The organism is Methylobacterium sp. AC832 (genome assembly GCF_979256025.1).
In genome coordinates this window covers 598053-614138 of sequence record NZ_CEEDMV010000001.1, presented here as the reverse complement: position 1 = coordinate 614138, position 16086 = coordinate 598053, and the positions used below count along the sequence as shown (strand labels likewise).

Below are 16086 nucleotides of genomic sequence, written 5' to 3'. Positions count from 1 at the left end.
TGGCATGCTGAACGACGTTTCCACCGCCGGGGCGACCCCCGCCGGCGGCCCCCAGAACCTCATCAAGGATGTCACCTCCGCGACCTTCCGCGAAGAGGTGATCACCGCATCGATGACGCAGCCGGTGCTGGTGGATTTCTGGGCCACGTGGTGCGGCCCGTGCAAGCAGCTGACGCCACTGCTCGAGAAGGCAGTGACCGCCGCCAAGGGCGGGGTCATTCTCGCCAAGGTGAACATCGACGAGAATCCGGCGATCTGGAGCCAGATCAGCCAGCAGCTCGGGCTGCAATCGATCCCCGCCGTCATCGCCATCGACAAGGGGCGTCCCGTCGACGGTTTCGTCGGCGCGCTGCCGGAGAGCGAGATCAAGGAATTCATCGGCCGCCTCGCCGGTCCCGCCGGCCCGACGCCGGTGGAGGCGATGATGGCCGAGGCGGAGGTCGCGCTCGGTGAAGGCGATTTCGCCGGTGCTTCCGAGCTCTATGCCGCAGTTTTGGGCGAGGAGCCGGGAAATCTGGTGGCCCTTGCGGCGCTCGCGAAGATCCAGCTCGATGCTGGCGAGATCGCCAACGCCCGTCAGATCCTCGACATGGCGCCGCCGGAGAAAACCGGTGACCCGGCCCTCGCCGGCATCCGCGCGGCGGTGGAGCTCGCCGAACAGGCGGCCTCCCTCGGCGATCTCGGTGTCTTCCAGAAGCGCATCGCCGCCGACCCGGCCGATTTCCAGGCCCGGTTCGACTTCGCCCTCGGGCTCAACGGACTCGGCAAGCGCGACGAGGCGGTGGACGAACTGATCGAGATCGAGCGCCGCGACAAGACCTGGAACGACGGCGCGGCGCGCAAGCAGCTGCTGACCTTCTTCGAGGCCTGGGGCTTGATGGACAAGGCCTCGATCCGCGGCCGGCGACGACTTTCGACGCTGGTCTTCGCGTGACGCAGAAACGCCAGGGCGGAGACAGGCGATGAGCACCCATTCGGGCTATAAAGGACCGGGCGATTGCCCCGGAGTCATCCCTGTCTTTCCTCTGCCCGGCGCTTTGCTGCTGCCTCGCGGACAGATGCCGCTGAACATCTTCGAACCGCGCTACCTCGCCATGGTGGACGACGCGCTGAGGACGGACCGGGTCATCGGCATGATCCAGCCCGACGTTGAGAGCGTATCGTCGCCGATGACGCCGAAGCTCTTTCGCGTCGGCTGCCTCGGCCGGATCACCCAGTTCGCCGAGACCGGCGATGGGCGCTACCTGATCTCGCTCACCGGGATCAGCCGGTTCCGCGTGGAGAGCGAGCTCGCCACCACCACCCGCTACCGGCGCTGCCAAGTCTCCTACGACGATTTCCTTAGTGATTTTGAACCGAGGGCCGGCGAAGAGGCAGTGGACCGCGAGGGCGTACTGAAGGCGCTTCGGGACTTCGTCGAGGTCAACGACCTCAAGGTCGATTGGGCCGGGATCGACGAGGCGCCGAACGAAGCCCTCGTCAACGCCCTCTGCATGATGAGCCCGTTCGGCTCGCGCGAAAAACAGGCGATGCTGGAGGCGGCCGACCTCAAGACCCGCGCCGAGGTCTTGATTGCGGTGACCGAGATGGAGTTGGTGCGCGGATCGGGGTCCGAACCGACCCTGCAGTGACTCCGTTGACCCGAGGATAGGACACGATGGCAGACGAGATCCCCAACGCCGTGGAAGCCACGCGCGTCGACCCCAAGCTCCTCGAACTCCTGGTCTGCCCCCTGACCAAGCAGTCGCTCGAGTACGATTCCGCCCGGCAGGAGCTGATCAGCCGTTCGGCCAAGCTCGCCTATCCGATCCGGGACGGCATCCCGATCATGCTGCCCGAGGAAGCGCGGCCCCTGAACGATTGAGGCGAAAGGTGACGGACGTCATTCTCCCCACCGTCGCCATCGTCGCCACAGGCGGCACCATCGCGATGAAAACCGACCCGGTGACCCATGCACCGGTGCCGGCTTTGTCCGGAGCCGACCTCGTCGCCGCCGCGCCGGGCCTGGAGAAGCTCGCGCGGATCACCGTGACGGAGTTCTCCAACATCCCGAGCGCGGAGATGGGCCCGGACCTGTGGCCCTCGCTGACACAGACCGTCGAGGCATTGCTCGCCGATACCGAGATCGCCGGAGTCGTGGTCCTGCACGGGACCGACACCCTCGACACCACCGCCTATTTCCTCGATCTGACGCTGCGCAGCGACAAGCCGGTCGTGGTCATCGGCGCGCAGCGCAACGCCTCCGACCCCGACAGTGACGGGGCCCGCAACCTCCTCAATGCGGTGCGCCAGATCCTCACGCCCGCCGCCGCATCCCTTGGCGTGACGGTGACCCTCAACCACGCGATCAACGCGGCGCGTGAGGTGAGGAAGACCCACACCCACAATGTGGAGACCTTCCATTCGGGCGAGACCGGCTATCTCGGCACCATCGACGAGGATCGCGTGGTGATCCGCCGGACGCCCACGCGACGGCAGACCCTGCTGCTGCCCGAACGGCTCGCCAGAATCGCCATCGTGGCGATGTATGCCGGTGCCGATGGCAGCCAGATCCGCCATGCCGTGAAGAGCGGCGCGGAAGGGATCGTGGTGGCCGCCCTCGGCATGGGCAACGTCAATGCCGCGCTCCTCGACGCGATCAGGAGCGCCATCGCCCAGGGTGTCGGCATCGTCATCGCCACCAAGCTGGAAAACGGCCGCGCCCTGCCAGTCTACGGCTTCCCCGGCGGCGGAAGCACCCTGAAGGCGCAGGGCGCCGTCTTCGCCGACGACTTGTCGCCGGACAAGGCCCGTGTGCTCGCCCTCCTCGCGCTCCCGATCACTCGGGACCGCGACGCGTTGCAGGCCTATTTCGATCGTTGAAACGAGCGTTCATCTGAGGTGCCATCGCCCGGCACCGAAGCATTGCAAACATCGAAGCGATCCCGGCTTGGCTATAGTTTGCGCGCCATGTCACGCCGCGCCTGTTTTGTCCGCTCCCGATCGACATTTCGCCTCAGCATTCGACACCATCTGCATACGAGAACGGCGAAGCTTACCTTGGCCGATGCCATAAATTTGCCCTGAGCATCCTAGATCTATACAATCCATCAACTCACAGAACGCAGGATTCCTCTCAAGAGCGCCGAAAGGCCGCCCGTGGGAATCTGTGAACTATCTCAACTCAGGGGGAAACATGTCGAAACTCGTGGCTGTGCTGGCGCTCGGAGCCGGACTCTCATCCGCTCATCTTCAACCGGCCGTCAGCCGCGAGGGCGGCAATTTCAACGGCGCATGGTCCGTCGAGCTCGTGACCGAGAGTGGCATCTGCGACAGCCGCTACAGCTACTCGGTCTCGGTCCAGGACGGTCAGGTTCGGCTCATCTCGTCGGCCGACCGCGCGACGATGACCGGCCGCGTCGGCACCGACGGAACGGTGGGGCTCAATGTCTCGAATGGCGGCGCAAGCGGTGCAGCTTCCGGCCGGCTCGACGCCCGTTCGGGCAGCGGCACCTGGAAGGTTTCCCCGCTCTGCTCGGGGCGCTGGACGGCGCGGCGTCAGACCACGCGCACCGCCCAGGCCGAGTAGGGTGCGTTAAGCGGCGGCGAGCCAGCTCCGTGCCTCATCGATATGGGCGCGGTCGAAGGTCTTGATCTGCGCCGGGGACACCTTGCCGAACGTATCGGCGATCATCCGCAGCCAGGATGCGTCGGTGACGAGCGCGACGTGGCTGACGCCCTTCATCATGGCGAGACCGAAGCGGACGTCCTTGAAGAAGGCCGCGGGCTCCATGCCCTTGAACTGGCGCACGTCCTCCAGAAGCTTGAGCTTGCCGCCCTTGTCGAGGTCGGCCTGCATGGCGGCGATCACGGTGTTCATGTCCTGGTCGGTGATCTGCCCATCCACGACGATTTCCGCGACGGTCGAATCCGGGTTCTTGGTGTAGGTCAGCACGTGCAGCACTCCTCGTGGGGTCGAAGATCTTCAGGGCGTTAGGTCTTCAGGTCGAACGCTACCCAAGCGAACGTCAGGCCAGGGTTATAGGAAACTCTGAGGGTCTACGTCGATGGCGACCTTCACGTTGCCGCGAACCTTCGGTCCCCGCTTCAGCCAATCGCGAAGATACGACTGCAGATCGACGGCCCGCTCGGTCTTGACCAACAGGCGAAACCGGTAGCGCCCCCGGATCAGCGCGAGCGGCGCTTCCGCTGGCCCCAGCACCATCACGCCGTCGGGCGGATCGGCGGCACGGGCCAGGGCCTGTCCATGCGCCTCGGCGGTCTCGCGCTCATTGGCCGAGACGATGAGGGCGGCGAGACGCCCGAAGGGCGGCAGTCCCGCCGCTTCCCGAGCGGCGATTTCCTCCTCGTAGAACCGCGTCGCGTCGCCTGACAGCAGGGCCGCGATCACCGGATGGTCGGGCTGGTAGGTCTGGACCAGGGCACGCCCCGGCTTCTCGCCGCGCCCGGCACGGCCCGTCACCTGCTGCAGCAACTGGAAGGTCCGCTCCGCCGCGCGGGGATCGCCCGAGGTCAGGCCGATATCGGCATCGAGCACGCCCACCAGGGTCAGGTGCGGGAAGTTATGGCCCTTGGCGACCAATTGCGTGCCGATGACGATGTCGCATTCCCCGTCGGCCACGCTCTGCAACTCGGCGCGCAGGCGCTCGGCGCCGCCGGGAAAGTCGGAGGAGAGCACGATGATGCGCTTGTCGGGGAACAGCTCCGTCACCTCCTCGGCGATGCGTTCGACCCCCGGCCCGCAGGGGGTGAGGTTGTCGAACGTGCCGCATTCGGTACAGGCATCGGGCCGGCGCTCGGCATAGCCGCATTGGTGGCAGACCAGGGCCTTGCGGAAGCGGTGCTCCACCAGCCAGGTCGAGCAGTTGCGGCACTGGTAGCGGTGGCCGCAGGCACGGCACAGGGTGAGCGGCGCATAGCCCCGCCGGTTGAGGAATAGCAGCGCCTGATCGCCGGCCTCGATCGTGGCGCGGACGGCATTGACCAGGGGCGGGGCGATGAAGCGGCCCTTCTCCGGCTTGTCCAGTCGCATGTCGATGGCGTGGATATCCGGCAGCCGCCGCCCGCCGAAGCGTTCGGGCAGGACGATATGGGCGTAGCGCCCTTTCTCGGCATTGACCTTTGTCTCGATTGAGGGCGTCGCCGAGGCGAGGACCACCGGGCAGTTCTCCAGCCGGCCACGCACCACCGCCATGTCGCGGGCATGGTAATGCACGCCGTCTTCCTGCTTGTAGGCCGCTTCGTGCTCCTCATCGACGACGACGAGGCCGAGATCAGTGAAGGGCAGGAACAGGGCGGAGCGCGCACCGACCACCACCGAGACCTCGCCCGCCGCCACGCCGGCGCGCAGGCGCTCGCGGCGCTTCGAGCCGATGCCGGAATGCCAGGTCGCCGGGCGGACGCCGAACCGCTCGGCGAACCGGTCGAGGAACTGCGCCGTCAGGGCGATTTCCGGCATCAGGATGAGGGCCTGGTGCCCGCGCCGGACGGCTTCGGCCACGGCTTCGAAATAGACCTCGGTCTTGCCCGAGCCGGTCACGCCTTCGAGGAGGATCGTCGGCGCTTTCGCATCCTCCGGCGCGGGAAAGGCCAGGCCGATGAGGTCACGGGCTGCCTGGTCTTGCGCCTCCGACAGGGGGACGCGCTCGTGGTCCGGATCGGGCGGGAGCGCCACCGGCTCCGGTGCCAGAGCCACGGCTTCGAGGGCGCCATCGTCGATGAGGCCGTCGACCACGCTGAGCGAGACGCCCGCCTCCTTGGCGAGCGCGCTCTTACCGCGCATCGCCCCATCGGCGGTGACTGCCAGCACCTTCATCCGCGCCGCGGTCGGCCGGGCGGGCGGCTTGCCCGAACCGCGCACGCCGATCCGCGAGGTCTCGCCGCGCGCCGCCTCATCGGGCAGGCGCAGGGCCATGGCCAGAGCCGAGCCCTTCGGCGCCAGGGTGTAGCGGGCGAGCCAATCGACGAGCTCGCGCAACGGGTCGGACAGGGGCGGCGCCTCGACCCGCCCCGTCACCTGCCGCAGGTTCGAGCCGCCGGGGCTCTCCGCCACCTGCCAGACCACACCCACCGTCTCACGCGGCCCGAGCGGCACCTGCACGACATCGCCCGGCGAAAGGACCAGCCCTGCGGGCACGGCGTAGCTATAGGCGTTGTCGAGCGCGAGCGGGATCAGGATATCGGCGACGCTGGGCATGGGCTCTTCTGCATGGGAACCATGTTCTATCTATGTACTCTCTCGCCCGATCGCGACCGCTCGCCGCGTGCCAGAAGGACTGCCACCGGAAGGGCCGCGAGACTGACCCCGCTCATGACCCAGAACCCCGACGCCCCGTAAGCGGCGAAGAGCGGACCGGCCGCAAGCGTGAACAGGGCAGAGGACAGGCCAAGGCCGAGGGGACCATAGAGGGTCAGCGCCGTGGCGGTGAGGTCCTGCGGCACGCAGCGGCCGATCTCCTTCAGGCAGGCGAGATGCAGGAGCGCGAAGGTGAGCCCATGCAGGCATTGGATCGCCATGAGCGCGGTCAGCGACACAATCTCGGCACTGATCCCCCATCGCAGCGCCCCGAAGAGGGCGGCGAGCCCGATCGCCCGACCCGGATCCAGCCGCGCCAGGATCCATGGGCCGGCGACGAGGAAGACCACGATTTCCGACGCCACCGCCTCCGCCCAGAGCAACCCGGCGACATCCGGCGTGATGCCATGGCGGCTCCACAGGATCATCGCGAAAGCGTCGTGCAAGGCATGGGCGCCGAGGATCAGGGAAGCGGCGAGGACGACGAGCCCGAACCGCCGGTTCGCCAGGACGATCATCAGGCCTCGCCCTGCGGCCGGTCTCGCGGGCTCAGCGATCGGCTGGGTCGGCAGCGTCCAGGCTGCGAAGCCGGCGGCGATGAAGAGCCCCGCCCCGAGGAGGATCGCGCCTCTGATTCCGACGGTCACCACCACCATGCCGGCGAGGCTGGTGGCCAGGATGAAGGCGGCCGAACCGGCCCCCCTCACCCAGCCATAGGCGAAGCGTCGCCCACCTTCCGAAGCCGAGAGGGCGAGGGCATCGGCGAACGGGGCCAGGGGCGCGGTGAAGACCGCATAGGCGAGAGCGACGATGAAGAGACCGGCGAAACCAGCAACCGCCAGATGGGCCGAGGCCGCCACCCCCGTCAGGGCGGCGGCAAGAGTGAAGACCGGGCCGACGATCCCCCATCGGTCGGCGATCCGTCCGGCCAGCGGCCCGGCACCCATCCGCACCAGCATCGCGATCGCCAGGAGCCAGGCGATCTCTTGCGCCGACAATCCGCGCTGTTCGAGGAACAGCGGCAGGAACGGCGACAGCGCGCCGTACCCGCCATAAAGCGCCGTGAACAGCGCGAGATGGCCGAACAGGCTTCGGCGATCCTTGGCGCTGGCGCTCACGCGAGTGTGGCCGGCATCGGACGTTTCCTCGCTTGCGTCATGGCCGTGGCGGGCTCTACCCCTTCGGCAGCCCGATGATCGGGCGATGCGCTGCGGGGAGACACCCGATGACGGCTTTGCCGCTCACCTTCCTTGGCCCGGACGATCGGCCAGGGGAAGCCCGCGCCCGGGAAGGCGTCGTGCTGCTTCACGGCATCGCGCGGCGCTCGGCATCCCTCGGGCGGATGGAGCGCGCTTTCAAGGCCGAGGGATTCCACACACTCAACTTGAATTATCCGGGGCGGAAGGCAGACCTCGCCAGCATCGTCGCCGAGGTGGCGCCACAGGTGGCGGGTTTCGCCGCCGGGGTCGCGCGGGTGCATTTCGTCACCCATTCCATGGGCGGCCTCGTCGCGCGCGGGCTCATCAACCGGCATCGCCCGGCCAATCTCGGCCGCGTGGTGATGCTGGGAACGCCGAATGGCGGCAGTGAAGTCGCCGATTTCCTCCACCGGATGCTGCCCTACCGCCTGTTCTTCGGCCCGGCGGGGGTGCAGCTCACCACCTTTCGCGACCGGGATCTCGTCGCGCTCCTCGGCGAGGTCGATTTTCCCCTCGGGATCATCGCGGCGGACCGTTCGATCTGGCTGATCGAATCCTTCCTGATCCTGCCTCGCCCCAACGACGGCCGTGTCAGCGTGGCGCGAACCCGCGTGGCCGGCATGACCGACCATCTGACGATCCATTCCACCCATGACCTGATGATTCTGAACCGGGCTGCGATCGCGGCCGCCCTGCGCTTTATTCGGCATGGACGCTTCCGCGAGAACCGAACCGGCGAGGAATCACGTGTCGCGCTTCTCGGTGGATGAGGCCGATGCCCGGCCGCCTTCGAGGCCCGCCCCACCGCACCAGAATACGCCGCCGTTGCCGCTCCGGCATCGACCCCCTATCTGTGTCGACGCATCGGCACGCCGTTCCCTTCGACCGGCGCGTCCATCGGGAGACCTCATGCGGTTGCCAAGTTCCACCCTCGCCATCGCGTTCGGCGCACTCGCCGCCTTCACGGCCATTGCTGAGGCCGCGCCGATGCGACTGGCCGGCCACCGCGCGGTCTACGACCTGTCGCTGGCCGAGAGCCGGGGCGCGCGGGCGGTGGAGAGTGCGCGGGGCCGCATCGTCCTCGAATTCAGCGGCGATGCCTGCAAGGGCTACACGATGCAGACCCGGCAGGTGACGGAACTCGACAGCGGCGAGACCGGCAAGCGTCTTTCCGATCTGCGCAACACCACCTTCGAGGGCGGCGACGGCCATCATTTCCGCTTCAAGACCAACACGGTACTCAACGGCAGCGCATCCACGGCGGTGGATGGAACGGCCGAGAGCGGCGCCGAGGCGCTGAAGGTCAAGCTCAAGGAGCCCAAGCGCGACCAATACACCGAGACCGGCCCCGTACTGTTTCCGACCTTCCACATGCGCCGCATGATCGAAGCGGCACAGGCCGGCGAGACGACGATGTCGGCCAAGGTGTTCGACGGGTCGGACGACGGGCGCAAGATCTTCGACACGCTCGCGGTGATCGGCAAGCCGGTCACCACGGACGAGCCCGCGAAGAATGGCGCGGCCGACCGCGACAAGCCCCTGCGGGAGGGCGAGATGGCGGGGATGCGGCGCTGGCCTGTGACCCTCAGCTACTTCACCGCCGGACAGGGCGAGCGCACCCCGGTCTACGTCCTCTCCTTTCTCCTCTACGAGAATGGTGTGAGCGGCGGACTGAGCCTGAACTACGGTGATTTCACCATCGCGGGCGACCTCAGCCGTCTCGACCTGCACAAGGTCGAGGCCAAGACCGAGGCCGAATGCAAGCCCTGACGCCTGGCGCCCCGCCGCCTCGTCGAGGCGGGCGGGCCTAGGCTCGAGACCACTCGTGTCTTGTCGCCCCCATACGGGAGCAGCGGCGCGCAGCCTTACGTTGTCGGCCGTGAGACCGAGGCGTCAGCCGAAATCGGCATCGGGATCGGGGGGGCCGAGACGGCGCCACGCGTCGGCAATGCGCTCCGGTTTCATATCGAGTGCCGTGGCACAGGCGATCAGCACGGCTTCGTCGCCCATGACATGGTCCAGGACCGCCGAGAGAAAGGCGGGATCGGCAGCACTCTCCCGCAACGTATCGGGTGTCAGGCCGGAGGAGGCCATGAACGGCAAGAGCCTGTCGCCGTCCTCCGCGATCCATCCGAGCACCGAGATGGCGACCTGCTCCGCGGATTGATCGGGGCGGTCGGATTTGCGTTTCGTCAACATGTATCCCTTAGGTTCTCATCGAGCGGGACGCCGGTCCTTCCAAAATGCGCCGCCAGCCTGCCGGGAACAATGAGCCATGCCGAAAACAGTGCTCATCGTCGAGGACAACGAGCTGAACATGAAGCTCTTCAACGATCTGTTGGAAGGGCATGGCTACGCGACTCTCAAGACGGCCAACGGGATCGAGGCCATCGAACTCGCCCGCGCCCACCGTCCCGACCTGATTCTGATGGACATCCAGCTTCCCGAGGTTTCCGGCCTCGAAGTCACGAAGTGGCTGAAGGAAGACGACGACCTCAAGCATATCCCCGTCATCGCCATCACGGCCTTCGCCATGAAGGGCGATGAGGAGCGCATCCGCGAGGGGGGCTGCGAAGCCTATCTGTCGAAGCCGATCTCGGTCGCCAAGTTTCTTGCCACCGTCCGCCTCTACCTCGGCGACGGAGCCCGTTGAGGAGCACACCGTCGACAGGGTCGTCCCGTCGAGCCCGTTAACTTGAGCGAGGAACGATGTCGGCCCGCATCCTGATCGTCGATGATCTCTTTCCGAATGTGAAGCTGCTCGAGACCAAGCTGTCGCTCGAGTATTTCGACGTTCTGGCGGCCATGAACGGGCCGGATGCGATCTCGATCTGTGAGAAGGGCCTGTGCGATCTCGTCCTGCTCGACGTGATGATGCCGGGCATGGACGGGTTCGAGGTCTGCCGCCGCCTCAAGAGCAGTCCGACCACCGCCCACCTTCCGGTCGTGATGGTGACGGCCCTCGACCAGCCGGCGGACAGGTTGCGCGGCCTTGATGCGGGGGCAGACGACTTCCTGACGAAGCCCATCGACGACACCGCCCTGTTCGCGCGGGTACGCAACCTCGTCCGCCTGAAGGCGGTCACCGACGAGCTGCGCCAGAGGGCGCTCGCCTCCCGGGAATTCGGCATGGGCGATCCCCTCGCCCTCGCCACCGCCGAGGACGGCCAGAATGCCTCGATCCTGCTGGTCGAGGATCGGGCGAGCTCGGCTGAGCGGCTATCGGCGGCCCTCAGCCAGCACCATCGGGTCACCGTGGTCGCCGATCCGCACGACGCCCTGGTCCTGGCCATCGAAGGCGATTTCGAGCTGGCTCTCGTGAGCCTCGACCTTCAGGGGTTCGACGGCCTGCGCCTCTGCAGCCAGATCCTGTCCCTCGACCGCATCCGCAACATGCCGGTGATGATGATCGCCGAGGAGAACGAAAGGGCGCGGGTCATCCGCGGCCTCGAATTCGGCGTGCACGATTATCTGCTGCGCCCGGTCGACCGGAACGAACTCGTCGCCCGCGTGCGCACACAGCTGCGTCGCAGCCGCTTTTCGGAAACCCTGCGCGGCGCCGTGCAGGCATCCATGGAAATGGCCGTCACGGATGGCCTCACCGGGCTGCACAACAGGCGCTACCTCGACAGCCATCTCGCGGTGCTGTTCGCCGATGCCGCCCCGCGTCACCGCGCCGTCTCGATGCTGATGCTCGATATCGACCGGTTCAAAACGATCAACGACACCTATGGTCACGATGCCGGTGACGAGGTGCTCCGCTCCTTTGCCAACCGCATCCGCCTGCATACCCGCGAGATCGATATCGTCGCCCGCTATGGCGGCGAAGAGGTGGTCATCATTCTGCCCGATGCGGAGCCGGAGGCCGCCCATCACATCGCCGAGCGCATCCGCGAACGCATCGAAGCGGTGCCGTTCCTGATCCAGCGGGAAACGCGGGACATCCACGTCACCGTCTCCATCGGGCTAGCGTGCCGCCATGCCGACGATTCGGGACCGGCCGATATGCTGAAGCGGGCCGACCTCGCGCTCTACCGCGCCAAATCCTCCGGCCGTAACCGCGTCGAGGCCGAGGCCGCCTGAAGCGGCCAGGACGGGCCGGGTTTCATGCCGGCTCCTTGCCAGCCTCGCGCGTCCAGGCGACGGCGGCACCGACAGCCGCGATCCACCAGCCCTGCCAGGCCCCGTGCTCCACGAAGGCGACGGCCGTGCACGACCCCACGAGGCCGAGGGCGATGACGCTTTCCCCGCGCGGCAGGCGTCCGATGAGCGCCACCATCATCATCAGGATCGCCCCGGCCAGGGTTGCGCCGACGATACCGAGCTCAGCCCAGATCTGCAGGAAGATGTTGTGCGGGTGGCCCACCGCCAGCATCGGGCGCAGGCCGGGCTCGATCCGTGCGGCAACGGGCGTATCGATGAATCGCGCCGAGGTCCCGAACCCGGCGCCTTGCCAGGGATCGAGGGCTACGGCCGCGCCGAAGCTGCGAGCGATGGCGACCCGTGCGCGCGAACTGCTCTGGACCAGACGCTCGTGGATGGCATCGGGCATGACTTTCTGAAGAATATCCCCCTCGATCGGCGAGAGGACGAGGGCGAGAGCCAGGGCAGCGCCCACGATGGCGAGCCCGACCCGGCGAGGGGTCAGGACGGCGATGAGGGCCGTGATGGCACCGGCTGCGAGACCCATGGCGGCGGCGCCGCTGATCGATCGCAGGATGGCCCCGGTACTGATCACGATCACCAAAAGCGCCGCGATCCCATGCCCGCGCCGGTAGAGAAGATAAGCCAGGGGCCCCATTACGGGCGCGATCGTCAGGGCTGGGCGATTGAAGACGAACAGCGCCACCCGCGAGCCCATCGCCCGATGGAGGGGAAGGTGGTTGGCCAGGGCCACGACGATGTAGAGGCCGGCGATCGCGATGGACCAGGCGGCGAGCCGGGGCGTGAAGGCCGGCATGTTTCCGGGCGCGAGGCGCGCGAGGAGATAGGCCCCCGCGACGGTCGGCAGGAATTCCTGCATGTTGCGCCAGGACAGATCCTTCACCGGGCTCCAGGAGATGCTCGCCAGCGACCAGACGACGAAGCCGAGGACTGCGAGACCGATCGGCGTGGCGAGCGGCCTCGCCACGAACCGCACCGTACCGCGCGCATCCTCGATCAGCCCGGCGATGAGGAAGAACGAGGCGGAGAGGCCGACGACGGTCGGGCTCGACCGATTGGCCAGCGCCATGGCCACCGGAAGGATGGCGAGTGTGATGGCACCGGCGGCGCGTAGGCGTGCGACCGTCTCCGATCGGGGCGGGAAAGAGATCATTGGAGACGGGCGGACCGGACGGTTACTGGAGTTCGTGGCCGCGCTTGCCCATCTCGGCACGCACACGGACCATCATGTATTCGGACACACCCTGGGTCCAGTTCTGCATGGCCTGGACGATCTCGTCGAGCACCTGCGGCTGGGTCTCGACGTAGCGCTTGCCCGCCGCCGAATGGAAGAAGGCGACGATCTCGGTGAGCTCCGCCTCGGACAGGCGGCTCGCGTAGATCTTGGCCGCCGTCTCGATCATCATCTGCTTTTGCAGTTCCATCTCGGGCGCCAGGGAGGTGAGAACCTCATCGAGATCCTTGGTCAGGTCCGGGCGGGTGATGGCCGCCTGTTTGATCTGCTGGCCAAAGGCCGGAAGAATTGAGTCGAACGACCGGGCGATGCCGGAGCTGAGGGTGACTTCGCGGGCCAGGGCCAGATGGTTCGGCGTGTAGGTCGGCTGCTGGGCCGCGGGCGTCGAAGGCGCGGGCGCAGCGGGCTTGGCCCCGGGCTTGGCCGGCGCGGCAGGCTTCTGCGCTTGAGCTAGGCCGGCGGTCGGAGCCGAGACGGAGAGGATTCCGGCGAGGACCGAGGCGGTCAGGACGAAAAAGAGGGGGCGGCGGGACATGCGAGCGCTCCGGAAAGACGTGTCGGTCGAGAAATCAAGCGGATGGGGAAGCGCGTCAGACCGCGCCGAGACAGGTGACATGCGCCTGCTCGTCACGGGCCTCCGCCAGGATAGCGCCCGTGGCGAGCCCGATGAACAGACCGTGCTCGACCACGCCGGGCACCGCCCAAAGCGCGGCGGACAGGCGTTCGGGATCGGCGATGACCTTCAGATGGGCATCGAGGATGAGATGGCCGCCATCTGTCACGAAGGGCGAGCCGCCGGGTCCAAAGCGCAGCACGAGATCGCCCGCGCAGCCAGCACTCTCGATGGCCTTTCCCACGGCGATGCGGGTAGCGCCGAGGCCGAACGAATTGACCTCCACCGGCAGCGGAAACGCGCCGAGGGTGGTCACGGATTTCGCCGCGTCGGCGATCACCACCATACGGCGGCTCGCGAAAGCCACGATCTTTTCGCGCAGGAGTGCGCCGCCGCCGCCCTTCACCAGACGCATCGCGGCATCGATCTCATCAGCGCCATCGATGGTGAGGTCGAGTTCGGGCAGGTCTTCGAGGGTGGCCAGGGGAATGCCGACGCGCTCGGCGGCGATTCGCGTCGCCTCCGAGGTCGGTACACCCGTCACCTTGAGTCCCTCGCGCACCCTGGCGCCGAGAAGCTCCACGAACACGTTGGCGGTGCTGCCGGTACCGATGCCGAGTCGCATCCCATCCTCGACGAGGTCGAGGGCGCGGGCGGCGGCGGCACGACGCAGATCGGGTCCGCTCACGAGGGAGACCGGTTCGTCGGGAGGGCGGGGACCAGATGCATGGATGGGCTCTCGGGCTACGGGCTGGGCCGCTGAAAGTCCCGAGGCCCTAGCACGGCTGGCAACGGCGTCCAACGGAGCACTTGCCGAACGCGGCACTTGCCGAGAACACGCAGCGATTGTCGTCAGGGCCGGGTGTTCTGGGGCGGCGTGGCACTCGGCCCCGCTCGGCCGGGCGCCTGCCCCGTGGCCACGGCCTCTTCGGGACCGCTGGTGGCCGGGTTCGCCTGGGCCGTGCACACCACCGCTTCCTTCTGAAGCTGGACGTAGCAGATGCTCATCTCACCCGTGCGGTAGTTGACGCGGAACACCCCGGCCTCCCGGGTGTGGCGGGAGGCGACGAGGCCATATTCGGACGGGGCCTGGGCGCTGGCGCCCTCCCCTGAGCCGTAGCACACGGTGAGGCCGACGCTGCCCACCGCACCCTCGCGCAGACCGTACTGACAGGACGTGACCTCGCCGGTGACCTTGTCCACGCGATAAACCCTGTTGAGGTCGATCTGCGGCGCGGGCACGAACTCGAAGGAGGCGGCGGACGCGGCGCCAACAGTGCCGGCGAGAACGCTGAGGGTAATCGCTACCCGGCATCCAAAATTGCTCCAGCGCCGTCCCCGCGAACGCGCGGAAGTGGCCGGAACCATGAGTGTGAACGCGGGATCGGTCGGCAGGGTCGAACGCATGGTCGCCTTCGTGTCCGGATGAAGACAAGGGAATCTCACGGCCGCTCCCCTATAGCGGCCTTGCGGCGCAACCGTGACCCGCTCGCGAATGCCTTGATCGCACCACGTCACGATTCTAGAGGGTGGAATCGGATACCGGATCCGGGTCGATCGCGTAAGTCCTTGTCCCCTAACCGGCTTTTCCCAATGGGCCATGCCGCTTTATCGGGCGGGGACCGCCGCGCAAACCGGTTCTTCACCATCGCGCCCTTTACCGACCCATAGAACCCAGCGAGCCACCATGCCAAGCCTGCCGCCCATCGTCGTGTTCGACCTCGACGGAACCCTTGCCGAGACCGCGGGCGACCTCGTCGGCACCCTCAACGCGATCCTCACCCGCGAAGGCCTGCCGACACTGCCCCTGGATCAAGCCCGCGACATGATCGGCGCCGGCGCGAAGGCGCTGATCCAGCGGGGCTTCGAGGCGGCGGGGGAAACGCTCGACGACACAAGGCTGCAGACCCTGTTCGTGGATTTCCTCGACCATTACGGCCGGCATCTCAGCGAGCATTCCTACCTGTTCCCCGGCGTCGAGACGGCGCTCGAGATGCTGAGCGCCCGCGGCTTCCTGCTGGCGGTCTGCACCAACAAGGTCGAGGCCCATGCCAAGCAACTGCTTGAGGAGCTCGGTGTTGCCGGCCGCTTCGCCGCCATCTGCGGCCGCGACACGTTCCCGGTCTACAAGCCCAATCCGGCCCATATCACCCTCACGGTGGAGCAGGCGAAGGGCGACGTCTCGCGCGCGGTGATGGTGGGTGATTCCCGCGCCGATATCGATGCCGCGAAGGCTGCCGGCATTCCGGTGATCGCAGTGCCGTTCGGCTATACCGACCTGCCGGTAGAGCAACTCGGCCCCACGCGGGTGATCCAGCATTTCGATGACTTGGTGGATGCGGTCGAGACCCTCGTGCCGGCTATCGCTGCGGCTTGAGGGGAATGGTGGGCGCGACAGGGATCGAACCTGTGACCCTTCGCGTGTGAAGCGAATGCTCTCCCGCTGAGCTACGCACCCGGACCGAGGGCCTTCTAGGGCGAGGCCCACGCGCCCGTCAAGAGCCTCTGTCGCGTTGGTCGGCAGCGACTATGCCGGGCCGGCATACGATAAGGTTCGGACGCCCGGCGAACGGCCTCGATC

General features: G+C 67.3%; 18 protein-coding genes and 1 tRNA gene. 10 read left to right on the top strand and 9 right to left on the bottom strand.

Annotated features, from left to right (window positions below; all coding sequences use genetic code 11):
- Window positions 1–4: 4 nt before the first annotated feature.
- The 5 genes from AC0IXR_RS02885 to AC0IXR_RS02865 all read left to right on the top strand — a co-directional run bounded on the left by AC0IXR_RS02885 (window position 5) and on the right by AC0IXR_RS02865 (window position 3568).
- Entirely contained in the window at window positions 5–934 is a 930-nt protein-coding gene (locus tag AC0IXR_RS02885) for a thioredoxin family protein (protein ID WP_056431989.1), read from the top strand.
- Window positions 935–962: 28 nt separating this feature from the next.
- The gene (locus tag AC0IXR_RS02880) at window positions 963–1631 is read left to right on the top strand and encodes an LON peptidase substrate-binding domain-containing protein (protein WP_471759702.1); all 669 of its coding nucleotides are present in this window, start codon (window positions 963–965) and stop codon (window positions 1629–1631) included.
- 26 nt (window positions 1632–1657) lie between these two features.
- On the top strand, window positions 1658–1864 hold the full coding sequence (locus AC0IXR_RS02875) for a Trm112 family protein (RefSeq protein WP_056431985.1): 207 nt from the start codon (window positions 1658–1660) through the stop codon (window positions 1862–1864).
- Window positions 1865–1872: 8 nt separating this feature from the next.
- Window positions 1873–2862 (top strand): asparaginase, encoded by a 990-nt coding sequence (locus AC0IXR_RS02870; protein ID WP_471759701.1) that lies wholly within the window; start codon window positions 1873–1875, stop codon window positions 2860–2862.
- Window positions 2863–3175: 313 nt separating this feature from the next.
- The gene (locus AC0IXR_RS02865; protein ID WP_056431979.1) at window positions 3176–3568 is read left to right on the top strand and encodes a hypothetical protein; all 393 of its coding nucleotides are present in this window, start codon (window positions 3176–3178) and stop codon (window positions 3566–3568) included.
- Window positions 3569–3574: 6 nt separating this feature from the next.
- Here AC0IXR_RS02865 and AC0IXR_RS02860 read toward each other — a convergent pair whose 3' ends face one another.
- The 3 genes from AC0IXR_RS02860 to AC0IXR_RS02850 all read right to left on the bottom strand — a co-directional run bounded on the left by AC0IXR_RS02860 (window position 3575) and on the right by AC0IXR_RS02850 (window position 7413).
- On the bottom strand, window positions 3575–3934 hold the full coding sequence (locus tag AC0IXR_RS02860) for a SpoIIAA family protein (RefSeq protein WP_471759700.1): 360 nt from the start codon (window positions 3932–3934) through the stop codon (window positions 3575–3577).
- An 84-nt stretch (window positions 3935–4018) separates the two neighbouring features.
- On the bottom strand, window positions 4019–6196 hold the full coding sequence (locus AC0IXR_RS02855; RefSeq protein WP_471759699.1) for a primosomal protein N': 2178 nt from the start codon (window positions 6194–6196) through the stop codon (window positions 4019–4021).
- A gap of 26 nt (window positions 6197–6222) precedes the next feature.
- Entirely contained in the window at window positions 6223–7413 is a 1191-nt protein-coding gene (locus AC0IXR_RS02850) for an MFS transporter (protein ID WP_471759698.1), read from the bottom strand.
- 107 nt (window positions 7414–7520) lie between these two features.
- Between AC0IXR_RS02850 and AC0IXR_RS02845 the strand changes: the two genes are divergently transcribed.
- Window positions 7521–8264, top strand: a complete 744-nt coding sequence (locus AC0IXR_RS02845) for an alpha/beta hydrolase (protein ID WP_471759697.1) — start codon at window positions 7521–7523, stop codon at window positions 8262–8264.
- Window positions 8265–8403: 139 nt separating this feature from the next.
- Entirely contained in the window at window positions 8404–9264 is an 861-nt protein-coding gene (locus tag AC0IXR_RS02840; protein WP_471759696.1) for a cell envelope integrity EipB family protein, read from the top strand.
- 123 nt (window positions 9265–9387) lie between these two features.
- Here the strand turns inward: AC0IXR_RS02840 and AC0IXR_RS02835 are convergent, their stop codons facing one another.
- Entirely contained in the window at window positions 9388–9693 is a 306-nt protein-coding gene (locus tag AC0IXR_RS02835; protein ID WP_056431966.1) for a DUF3572 domain-containing protein, read from the bottom strand.
- Window positions 9694–9769: 76 nt separating this feature from the next.
- Here AC0IXR_RS02835 and AC0IXR_RS02830 point away from each other — a divergent pair, with 76 nt between their 5' ends.
- Both AC0IXR_RS02830 and AC0IXR_RS02825 read left to right on the top strand, forming a co-directional pair.
- Window positions 9770–10147: a response regulator gene (locus tag AC0IXR_RS02830; RefSeq protein ID WP_018045229.1), complete on the top strand. Its 378-nt coding sequence runs from the start codon at window positions 9770–9772 to the stop codon at window positions 10145–10147.
- A 56-nt stretch (window positions 10148–10203) separates the two neighbouring features.
- Complete coding sequence (locus tag AC0IXR_RS02825) at window positions 10204–11577, top strand: PleD family two-component system response regulator (protein ID WP_471759695.1); 1374 nt, start codon at window positions 10204–10206, stop codon at window positions 11575–11577.
- 22 nt (window positions 11578–11599) lie between these two features.
- Here AC0IXR_RS02825 and AC0IXR_RS02820 read toward each other — a convergent pair whose 3' ends face one another.
- From AC0IXR_RS02820 to AC0IXR_RS02805, 4 genes are all read right to left on the bottom strand, one after another.
- On the bottom strand, window positions 11600–12811 hold the full coding sequence (locus AC0IXR_RS02820; protein ID WP_082469901.1) for an O-antigen ligase family protein: 1212 nt from the start codon (window positions 12809–12811) through the stop codon (window positions 11600–11602).
- A gap of 22 nt (window positions 12812–12833) precedes the next feature.
- Window positions 12834–13427 (bottom strand): DUF2059 domain-containing protein, encoded by a 594-nt coding sequence (locus AC0IXR_RS02815; protein ID WP_156467897.1) that lies wholly within the window; start codon window positions 13425–13427, stop codon window positions 12834–12836.
- Window positions 13428–13482: 55 nt separating this feature from the next.
- Window positions 13483–14193, bottom strand: coding sequence for a ribose-5-phosphate isomerase RpiA (rpiA, locus tag AC0IXR_RS02810; protein WP_471759694.1), 711 nt, complete (start codon window positions 14191–14193; stop codon window positions 13483–13485).
- 164 nt (window positions 14194–14357) lie between these two features.
- Complete coding sequence (locus AC0IXR_RS02805) at window positions 14358–14912, bottom strand: hypothetical protein (RefSeq protein ID WP_471759693.1); 555 nt, start codon at window positions 14910–14912, stop codon at window positions 14358–14360.
- 280 nt (window positions 14913–15192) lie between these two features.
- Between AC0IXR_RS02805 and gph the strand changes: the two genes are divergently transcribed.
- Window positions 15193–15882: a phosphoglycolate phosphatase gene (gene gph / locus AC0IXR_RS02800; protein WP_207410205.1), complete on the top strand. Its 690-nt coding sequence runs from the start codon at window positions 15193–15195 to the stop codon at window positions 15880–15882.
- 6 nt (window positions 15883–15888) lie between these two features.
- On the opposite strand, the gene AC0IXR_RS02795 is transcribed toward gph, so the two are convergent.
- Window positions 15889–15963, bottom strand: a tRNA-Val gene (locus AC0IXR_RS02795).
- Window positions 15964–16086: the final 123 nt, after the last annotated feature.